The sequence below is a fragment of the Deltaproteobacteria bacterium genome (assembly GCA_030654105.1).
GTDB lineage: Bacteria > Desulfobacterota > SM23-61 > SM23-61 > SM23-61 > JAHJQK01.
Map to the genome: position 1 here is coordinate 1 of JAURYC010000158.1, position 9,439 is coordinate 9,439.

The window sequence follows — 9,439 nt, forward strand, 5'->3', positions numbered from 1 at the left end:
GATGTTCAAAGGAACCAAAGAATTGGGCCCGGAAGAGTTCTCCCGGATGATCCAGGCCAATGGCGGGACCTCCAATGCCTTCACCACGACAGATAATACCTCCTACTACGAAAAACTTCCGGCCGACCGGCTGGAGTTAGCGGTACGTTTGGAGGTGGACCGATTACAGAATTTACAGATCACACCGGAAAGTCTCGAGCCCGAGCGGGAAGTGGTCCGCAGCGAGCGCAAGCTTCGCTCGGTGAATACCCCTTTTGGATTGCTCATCGAACAGCTTTATGCCCTGGCTTACGAAAAACATCCGTACCGTTGGCCGGTCATTGGCTGGGATCATGATCTGAAAAACCTGACCTTGGAAGATTGCCTGGAATACTACCGGACTTATTATGCCCCCAACAATGCCGTCGTTGTTATTGTAGGAGATGTCTCAGCCGACGAAGCTTTGAAAACGGTTGATAGGTTTTACGGGCCTTTACCCTCTCCGCCCCATCCCCGCCAGGTCATAACTCCGGAGAAAGCCCAGCGGGGGGAAAAACGCGCGATCTTTAAGAAATTTTCCCAGGTGGCTGCCTTTTTTGCGGCCTTCCATATCCCGGCGATTTCCCATCCCGATCTTTTCCCCCTGCAAATTCTCTGTGCCGCTCTATCCACTGGCCGCTCTTCCCGTTTTTTTGAAAAGCTGGAGAAACCCGGAAAGGCCGTGGAAGCTCAAGCCGATATGGGGTTTCCTCCCTTCTTCTCCATGGATCCTGGCCTTTTGCAAATTTACGCCATTGCCTCCCCGTTGGTTTCCTTAGCAACCCTGGAGCAGGAAATCTGGGAAGAGGTGGAGGATCTTCGCCAGAAGCCTCTTTCCCGGGAAGAGTTGTCCAAGGTAAAGAAACAGGTGCGTTCCTATTTTCTCCGCAACCTGCAAACTTTTTTCTTCCAAGGACTGCTGGCCGGACTCTACCAAGTGCGCGCGGGGGATTTTCATCTTCTCTATACAATCCTTCCCGGTTATGAATCCGTAACCGCAGAGGATGTCCTGCGGGTGGCACAAAAATACCTTCGCCCCGAAAACCGTACCGTCGTTCTGCTCCAACCCGTGGACCAACGCGAACATGAAGACCTGGGGGAATTGGAATGAAGACCGGGAGCCATTTCAAAACTTTTACACTTCCGAAAGTTGTCTCTTCCTTACTGCCCAATGGCTTAAAGGTTCACGCCGTACTCAAACCCGGGCTTCCCTTGGTCAGCATCCACCTCATTTATCCTTATGGGGCCGAAGCGGATCCTCCCGGAAAGGCAGGCCTTTCTGATCTCATGGCCGAGATGCTCACCTTGGGTACGCAAAAACGCTCGGCCGCCCAATTGGCTGCAGATGTAGATGGACTGGGGGCTACCCTCTCCGCGCATTCAGGATGGGATTCCACTTCCCTCTATATCTCCGGGCTGGGTGAAGATTGGGAAAAACTCATGGAGCTACTCCTGGAGATCCACACCCAACCCGCTTTCTTGCTCCCCGAATTCGAGCAATTGAAGCAACGCCGGATCGCCGCACTCGTGCAGCAGAAGGATGAATCCCAGGTCATCGCTGACGAGCGATTCCAGGAGATTCTCTTTCAAGGCACTCCTTACGGCCATCCGGTTTATGGTAATCTGGATACCCTGCCCAGTCTTTCCGGCGAGGAAGTTGAAGAATTTTACCGCAGCCGTTTTTCTCCGGAAGGCTGTTTCCTGGTAGTGGTCGGGGATTTTAAGGTTGAAGCCTGCTGCCGATGGATAGAAACCCATTTCCCCTCGATAACTCGCGGCCATGAAGCCAAGGCTGGGGAATTCTCCCCTGTTTCTTTATCCAGCATCAAGACGATAATAATCGACCGCCCGGATCTTACCCAGAGCCAGATCCGCCTGGGACATATTGGAATTCCTCACGCCCATCCAGATTATCTTGCCTTTGAAGTCATGAACTATGTCTTAGGAGCGGGTGGTTTTTCCTCCCGCCTGATGCAGAAGATCCGGTCCGAACGGGGTTATACTTACGGCATCCGCGCTTCTCTGGAAGGCCGCAAAAAACCAGGGCCTTTCATCGTCTCCACCTTTACTCCCACGGAAACAACTTTTCCCTGCGTCCAAGAAATTTTGGCGGTGGAACGATCATTTGTCGCCCAGGGAGCCACGGATCAAGAAAGGACGGAAGCCATCAATTTTCTCACCGGTAGCTACCCCATGAGATTTGAGACTCTCTCCCAGATCGCCCAGAAGATCATCCAGGCTGAGGTAAACGGACTGGGATTGGAGTATCTTTCCGCTTATCCGGAGCGAGTTTCGGCAATCACTCTTGAGGCCATGGCCCGTTCAGCCCGGGAACATCTCCATATAGAAAAAATGTTGGTGGTCATCGTGGGTCGCGCCGGAAAATTCCGGCAGGAGTTCGAACCATTGGGTCCGGTGGAAATAAGGGAATAAGCCCCAGTGGCTCAGTAAGCAAGAAAAGAGAAAGGAGGAAAGGAAAATGGCCGTAAAGAAAGCTGCAGCGGAAAAGGCCCCGGCAAAAAAAGCGGCGGCCAAGGGAAAAACCATAGCAGGGAGCGGGATTTTCATAATGCTTTTCTCCCTGGGATCTTTCCTTTTATTTTCAAACTCTCCTGGTATACGTCCCGCTTGGAAACTTCCATCTCTGTTGACACGCGCTCGATCGCTTCTTTCATAGAAAGACCCATCTCGTGGAAGTAGATCTCCAGCATTTCGGCGATGGAAGAAGATTCGATCTTGGCGGGGCGGGTGCACCCCTCCATAACAATGGTCACTTCTCCCTTGACGTCTTCTTCTCCCATCTCCCTTAAAAGTTCCGCAGCCGTTCCCCGGTATATTTCCTCGTAAATCTTCGTCATCTCCCGGGCTACAACCACCTGCCTTTCTCCCAGAATCTGCACCGCCTCTTCTAAGAAAGCATTCAGGCGTTTCGGAGATTCGTAGAAAATGAGCGTTTCCGCGCGGTCCTTCAGGGAAAGTAATAATTTCTTTCGGGCAGTCGCCTTGGAAGGCAGAAAACCATAGAAGAGAAATCTTTCGGTAGGCAATCCAGAAACACTGAGGGCGGCGATGAGAGCCGATGGGCCGGGAACGGGAATAATAGGTGTCGACTCCTGGATTATCCTCCTCACCAGATAATCCCCCGGATCCGATATCCCCGGTGTGCCAGCATCCGTGACCAGAGCTACATTCCTTCCTTCCCGAATTTCAGCCAGGAGGGATTCCGCGCGCTTCCTGCGGTTGTGTTCACGGTAGCTGACCAGCGGCTTGTGAATTCCATAGTGGGAGAGGAGCTGTCGAGTCCGCCGGGTGTCCTCGGCCGCGATCAAGTCAACTTCTCTGAGCACACGCAGGGCCCGCAGGGTGATGTCTTCCAGGTTCCCAATGGGTGTGGAAACGATATACAGCATTCCCAAGGGTTTTTCTGTGGATTTCATTGCAGTTGCACCTTCAGATAAAGGTCGCCAGCCTTTGCTGAGCTACTTTTTCCCTTGCCCCGCAGGCGAAGCATAGTTCCATCCTCAATGCCTGCGGGTATTTTCACCAGCAGCCTTTCGGTCTTCCCATTCCGAAAAAAGGACACCTCTTTGGCCGTTGCCGTCTGCACCTCATCTCGGTTGAGGGGGAAGGTGAAAGTGACATCAAGAGATTCCATTGGATTAAACCCCGAGGTCCCGCGGAGGATTTTTTTAAGCCCAAAACTCAATATTTTTCTCCCTAACCAAGAAAAAAATCTACCTTTGAGGGTCACATTCATCCCCTTAGGGATGATGAACTTTTCCAGGAGGGGAATAAAAGCTTCGGCCGTATTCTTGGGAGCCTGTTGATGTGGGTGAATCGGTTCAAAGGGGGACCCTCCCGGTCCTCCGAAAAAGATCCCGCCGAAAAAAATTCCCCTCCCGCCGAAAAAAAGGCGGTCAAAGAAACGCTCGTCAAACTGGACTCCCATGCGGGCAAACTCGCGACCAAGTTCCGCGAAAACATCGCTGGCCATGGGATTACTGAAAATGTCCCGAAAAATTTCCTCCTGAGTATAGCTGAAGCCTGGACTGCTTCCGGGGCTGAACCCGGTTTGACGGATGGAGTCGTACCTTTGTCGTTTTTCCGGATCGACAAGAACTCCATAGGCTTCACTGATTTCCTTGAAGTGTTCCTCTGCCTTTGTATTCCCGGGATTACGGTCGGGATGGAATTGTAAGGCCAGTTGTCGGTAGGCCTTCTTGATTTCCTCGGGGGAAGCTTCTCGGGCCACCCCTAAAATTTCATAATAATCTTTGTGGAAGAAATCTCTTCTCATATAATCCTTTCAGGTAATTTCCCTGTGGACACCAGGGTAAAAATAATTTATATTTTATAATAAAATCGAAAAGAAAGAAACCGCTTGGTCCGCAAAAAATTAATTTTCTTTTTTTTAACCTTGGCAGCATCCCCAATGCTGATGGGGCAGTCAGAAAGCTCTTCAACCCCCCCGTATTGGCAAAAAATCGATGAAGGCTTTGAGGTCAGGGCCATGCAACTCGATGGCCCCCCTTACCAAACCTTCATCAAACTGCGGCTTTTGAGGGTTAACCTGGAAAAGTTCCCGGTGCGGGTGATTGATAGTCGGGTTTTTGGCGTGGCCCGGATGGCGATTAAGGAATTAGCCAAAAAAAGCCAGGCTCTGGCTGCAATAAACGGCGGATTTTTTTTACCGGATTACCGGCCACTTGGCTTGCTCATCATAGACGGCCGAGAAACCAACCCTTTACGACAAACCGATTGGGGAATTTTTCTGATCCAGGACAACCGTCCCCGGATTATCCACACCAAAGAATTCCAAAATGAAGGAACCATCTCCCAGGCGCTCCAGGTCGGTCCCAGGCTGGTGGTGAATGGAAGGGAATTACGCTTGAAAAAACAATTGGCTAAGCGTTCTGCCGTGGGCATTACCTTTAAAAACCAAATTATCCTTTTAAATTCAGAAGATACGGATGTTTATGCCCAAGATTTAGCCCGAATTTTCCACCTTCCGGAATCCGAAGGCGGGTTGGAATGCCGGGATGCTTTGACCCTCGACGGCGGCCCTTCTGCCCAGATGTATGCAGAATACAAGTCCCTAAAAATCGACCTTCCTGGAGGATGGCCAGTCCCTAATGGGATTGGAGTATTTAAACCATTGCCTTAATTTTTTTACTAACAACATGATTGGATCTGGCTCAAAAAGTAATAGGAAGAAGAAAAAAGGTAGAGGATGGAGGATCCTGCTTCTCGTCTTCTTGCTGGTGGTCTTTTTAGTGGTTGGTGCAGCTATTGCCTTATATTTTACCCTAATCTTCGACCTACCCCGCTTGACTACCTTGAAAGATTACCAACCCTATATTATCTCCGAGGTCTATTCCGACGATGAAGTCTTGATAGGAGAGTTCTTTATTGAAAGGCGGCTGATTGTCCCCCTTTCCCAAATGCCCAAATTATTGATCAAAGCCTTTGTGGCCGCTGAAGATGCACGCTTTTTCGAACATCAGGGCATTGATTACTGGAGAATATTGGGCGCGGCCTTTCGGAATATCGAGGCCTTGGAGGTGGTCCAGGGGGGAAGTACGATCACTCAGCAGATTGCCAAATCCTTTTTCCTTACCCCGGAACGGAGCATCACTCGCAAGCTAAAAGAGGCCATTTTAGCCCAGCGCATCGAAAGCTATCTGACCAAAAATGAGATCCTTTATCTTTATTTAAATCAAATCTATTTGGGAGAAGGGGCTTTCGGCGTTGCGGCCGCAGCTAAAACCTATTTTGGCAAATCCGTGCAGGACTTAACCCTGGCTGAATGTGCCATACTCGCTGGCCTTCCCCCGGCACCGAATAACCTTTCACCATTGCGCCATCCCAAGAAAGCTCGCGAGCGCCAGCTTTACGTGCTCCACCGCATGGTCGAGCGGAGACTGATCTCCCCTGTACAGGCCATAAGGGCGCAAGCCGAAGAAATCAGGCTTAGGCCCAAAGGACCCAAAGGCTACCATGAAGCCCCTTATGCCGTAGAACAAGTGCGGATGTACATTGAAGAGAAGTACGGGAAAGAGATATTATACAAAGGGGGGCTGAAGATCTATACAACCCTTAATTTCCGAATGCAGCAGGTTGCCCAAAAGGCTGTTTTGAAAGGCCTGGAAGAGTTTGAAGCCCGGGAAGGGAAAGGGAAAGGAAAGGGTCAAGTGCAAGGGGCGCTCATTGCCCTCGACCCGCAAACTGGTTATATCCTGGCTATGGTTGGCGGACGGGATTTCGCGGCCAGCCAGTTCAACCGGGCGACCCAGGCCCGGAGACAGGCGGGATCCGCCTTCAAACCCATCGTTTACGCCGCTGCTTTGGACAAAGGGTTTACCCCGGCCACGGTGATTGTTGACGAGCCTTTTTCCTACATCGATGTCCCCGGAAAAGAACCTTGGGAACCCCAGAATTTTGACCGGGAGTTCTGGGGGCCGATCACTTTTCGCAAGGCCCTGACCTTCTCCCGAAATGTGGTCACAGTGAAGATCGCCCAGTCCATCGGGATAGACTACTTGATCCAATATGCCCGGAACTTGGGAATAAAGTCCAAGCTGGAACCCAATTTATCCCTTGCCCTGGGAGCGGCCAATGTTTCCCTCCTGGAGATGACCAATGCTTTCGGGGTTTTCGCGGCTCAGGGTTACCGCGCCGAACCCATTTTGATAACGCGCATTGTGGACAAAGATGGCAACATTCTGGAAGAGGTGGAGCCATCGGCCATCGAGGTGATCAGTCCCCAGACTTCTTACCTCATCACCAGCTTGATGCAAAGCGTTATCCAAGAAGGGACTGGCCAAAGGGCCAAAGCCCTGGGCCGGCCAGCAGCTGGAAAGACCGGGACGACCAATGATACCCGCGATGCTTGGTTTCTCGGTTTCATTCCTCAGCAATTGGTCGCCGGTGCCTGGATGGGGTATGATATTGAAAAGCCTCTGGGAACTCACGAAACGGGAGCTGTCGCCGCCCTGCCGATCTGGCTGGAATTTATGAAAGAAGTGGTTGACGGGAAAGTGGTTGAAAATTTTTCCGTACCGGAAGGGATCGTTTTTACCAAAACAGATGCCGTCACCGGTGAGCCCGTCGGGCCAAAGCAACCGGCAAAATCCGGCAAAGTAATCTTTGAATGTTTCAAGGAAGGTACGGAACCCACAATTAATTAAATTGTAGAGGAATTTCCTTTTTGGACACGGATGTACACAGATTATCAGGATAAATTTAAAAGAAAATAATTATCTGCGGTTATCTGCGCAAATCTGCGTCCTATTAAATTTAAAACAGAAGCGGAGAGACGGGGAGTTATCGCGTGTCCCTCCGTCTGTTCTTTTATCCTTTCACCACTCCCCAGGGGCGGAGGCGGGCCACTTTACTGGAAATTCCGGCCTGATGGACAACTTCCACAACTTGACTCACATCCTTATAGGCTTCCGGAGCCTCTTCGACCAAAGTTGCCCGGCTCGCGGCCATAACGTAAATCCCGCGGTCCTCTAATTCGCGATGCAGATCTCTTCCTTTACTTGCTTTTTTAGCCTGAGTTCGGCTCTGTACCCGCCCAGCCCCATGGCAGGTGCTACCGAAAGTCTCCTCCATAGCCCGTTCGGTACCCACAAGGACATAAGAATACCTCCCCATATCCCCGGGTATCAGAACCGGCTGGCCGACTTTCCGGTAGACTTCTGGCAAAGCCCGATGGCCTGGCGGAAAGGCGCGGGTTGCCCCTTTGCGGTGGACGCAGACCTCCCGGCGCTCCCCGTCGATGACGTGAAATTCGCGCTTGGCGATGTTGTGACAGATATCATAAACTAAATGCATTCCCAGTTCTTTGGGTCCCATCTGCAGAACCCGTTCAAAGACCTCGCGCGTCCAGTGCATAAGCATCTGCCGGTTGGTCCAGGCGTAATTGGCGGCGCAGGCCATTCCCGAAAAATAATCTTGACCCGTTGAAGATTGAATGAAGTCACAGGCCAGTTGGCGGTCGGGGAGTTCCAGGCCCAACTGCCGAACCCGTTCGCCCATTTTTTTCAGGAAATCATCACAGACCTGATAACCGAGTCCGCGCGACCCCGAGTGAATGAGAACAGTGACCTGGTCTTTCCTCAGACCCAAAACCCGGGCAACCTCCGGGTTATAAACCTCATCCACAAAACCCACTTCCAAAAAGTGATTTCCCGAACCCAATGTCCCGAGCTGCGGCCTTCCCCGGTCCATGGCCCTTTCGCTGACCACTCCGGGGTCGGCTCCTGCCATGCATCCTCTATCTTCTGTGCAATCCAGATCCTCTGGCCGGCCGTACCCATTCTTTACAGCCCAGGCCGAGCCCTCTTTTAAAACCTGGCGAAGTTCCTGGGCAGAGAGGCGCAGAGTTCCCTTGGATCCGACGCCAGAAGGAATGTTTTGAAAAAGGGCGTTCACCAAATTCTTAATCTTATCCCGCAAATTCTGGGTGGAAAGGTTGGTGACCAGTAAACGAGTGCCGCAATTGATGTCATACCCCACGCCACCTGGAGAAATGACCCCCTCCTGCCAGTCAAAGGCGGCCACCCCGCCGATGGGAAAACCATAGCCCCAGTGAATGTCGGGCATAGCCAATGAATATTTTTGGATTCCCGGAAGGTGCGCTACATTGGCCACCTGCTTCAGACTTTCATCCTCGTGAATTTCCCCCAGAAGACCTTCGTCGGCATAAATCAACCCATCGACCCGCATCTTCCCCGCCCGGGGAATCCGCCAGCGGTAGTTATCGATTTTTTCCAGGTGAATTTTTTCTCGGTCGCTCATGGACACCCCCTTTTTCGTTCAAAGATCAAAGATGACTCTGCCTTCCCATGCTCCATCGTTTTCCCTAATTGCCACCTGATGGTAGGTTACGGCCTTGATTTCTGTTTTGAATTCGTGGCGGGAAGATTCAAAAATCTCTCCATGGGCCACCGCCTTAAGGGAGGTCTGATCCAGATGGGAAAAATGAAACCTTTTAAAAAGGTATCCCTGACTCTCGCATAGGAACAGAAGCTCATTCAGCCAGCGGATTAGGAGCTCTTCCCTTTCAGCTGCCTCAACATGAATGGCACAAGAAAGGGTTTCCTGCACTCGATCCAGGTCAGTTAGCAGGTCAAAAAGAGCATAAGCGGCGTTGGTCATAACCTCTTCATAAGTCCGGCCGAAGATCCGAATGCCCAGGTCGGCTGTATGGTCAAAGGTCTCGTATCTTTTCATTCCTTCCTCGGGAGAAAATTTCGATTGGTCTGGATCCTGGGGTATATTATAATCCTAATTCAATTGTATAGGAAATTCCTTTTTGGACACGGATTCACCCTGTTAGATGTTTACTATCTAACAGGGTAAACGCAGATTATCAGGATTTTAAATGCAAAGAACTTACCGATCGAATCATCAAAAT

8 protein-coding genes are annotated in these 9,439 nt (G+C 51.1%); 4 read left to right on the top strand and 4 right to left on the bottom strand.

Features of this window, described 5'->3' with window-relative positions:
* Both Q7V48_06525 and Q7V48_06530 read left to right on the top strand, forming a co-directional pair.
* The coding region (locus Q7V48_06525; protein MDO9210389.1) for a pitrilysin family protein at nucleotides 1–1,129 on the top strand (1,129 nt) is incomplete at its 5' end.
* On the top strand, nucleotides 1,126–2,451 hold the full coding sequence (locus tag Q7V48_06530) for a pitrilysin family protein (GenBank protein ID MDO9210390.1): 1,326 nt from the start codon (nucleotides 1,126–1,128) through the stop codon (nucleotides 2,449–2,451). The genes Q7V48_06525 and Q7V48_06530, both read left to right, overlap by 4 nt.
* 131 nt (nucleotides 2,452–2,582) lie before the next feature.
* Here the strand turns inward: Q7V48_06530 and rsmI are convergent, their stop codons facing one another.
* Together rsmI and Q7V48_06540 are read right to left on the bottom strand one after the other, a co-directional pair.
* A complete protein-coding gene (rsmI, locus tag Q7V48_06535; GenBank protein MDO9210391.1) occupies nucleotides 2,583–3,455 on the bottom strand; it encodes a 16S rRNA (cytidine(1402)-2'-O)-methyltransferase in 873 nt (290 codons plus the stop codon).
* Nucleotides 3,452–4,315, bottom strand: coding sequence for a DnaJ domain-containing protein (locus tag Q7V48_06540; protein MDO9210392.1), 864 nt, complete (start codon nucleotides 4,313–4,315; stop codon nucleotides 3,452–3,454). The genes rsmI and Q7V48_06540 overlap by 4 nt, the downstream gene beginning before the upstream one ends.
* 135 nt (nucleotides 4,316–4,450) lie before the next feature.
* On the opposite strand from Q7V48_06540, the gene Q7V48_06545 reads away from it, so the two are divergent.
* Together Q7V48_06545 and Q7V48_06550 are read left to right on the top strand one after the other, a co-directional pair.
* Complete coding sequence (locus Q7V48_06545; protein MDO9210393.1) at nucleotides 4,451–5,182, top strand: phosphodiester glycosidase family protein; 732 nt, start codon at nucleotides 4,451–4,453, stop codon at nucleotides 5,180–5,182.
* Between the two features lie 109 nt (nucleotides 5,183–5,291).
* Entirely contained in the window at nucleotides 5,292–7,205 is a 1,914-nt protein-coding gene (locus tag Q7V48_06550) for a PBP1A family penicillin-binding protein (protein ID MDO9210394.1), read from the top strand.
* A 163-nt stretch (nucleotides 7,206–7,368) separates the two neighbouring features.
* Here Q7V48_06550 and Q7V48_06555 read toward each other — a convergent pair whose 3' ends face one another.
* Together Q7V48_06555 and Q7V48_06560 are read right to left on the bottom strand one after the other, a co-directional pair.
* Complete coding sequence (locus tag Q7V48_06555; protein MDO9210395.1) at nucleotides 7,369–8,820, bottom strand: RtcB family protein; 1,452 nt, start codon at nucleotides 8,818–8,820, stop codon at nucleotides 7,369–7,371.
* Between the two features lie 18 nt (nucleotides 8,821–8,838).
* Nucleotides 8,839–9,255, bottom strand: a complete 417-nt coding sequence (locus tag Q7V48_06560; protein ID MDO9210396.1) for an archease — start codon at nucleotides 9,253–9,255, stop codon at nucleotides 8,839–8,841.
* Nucleotides 9,256–9,439 lie beyond the last annotated feature (184 nt).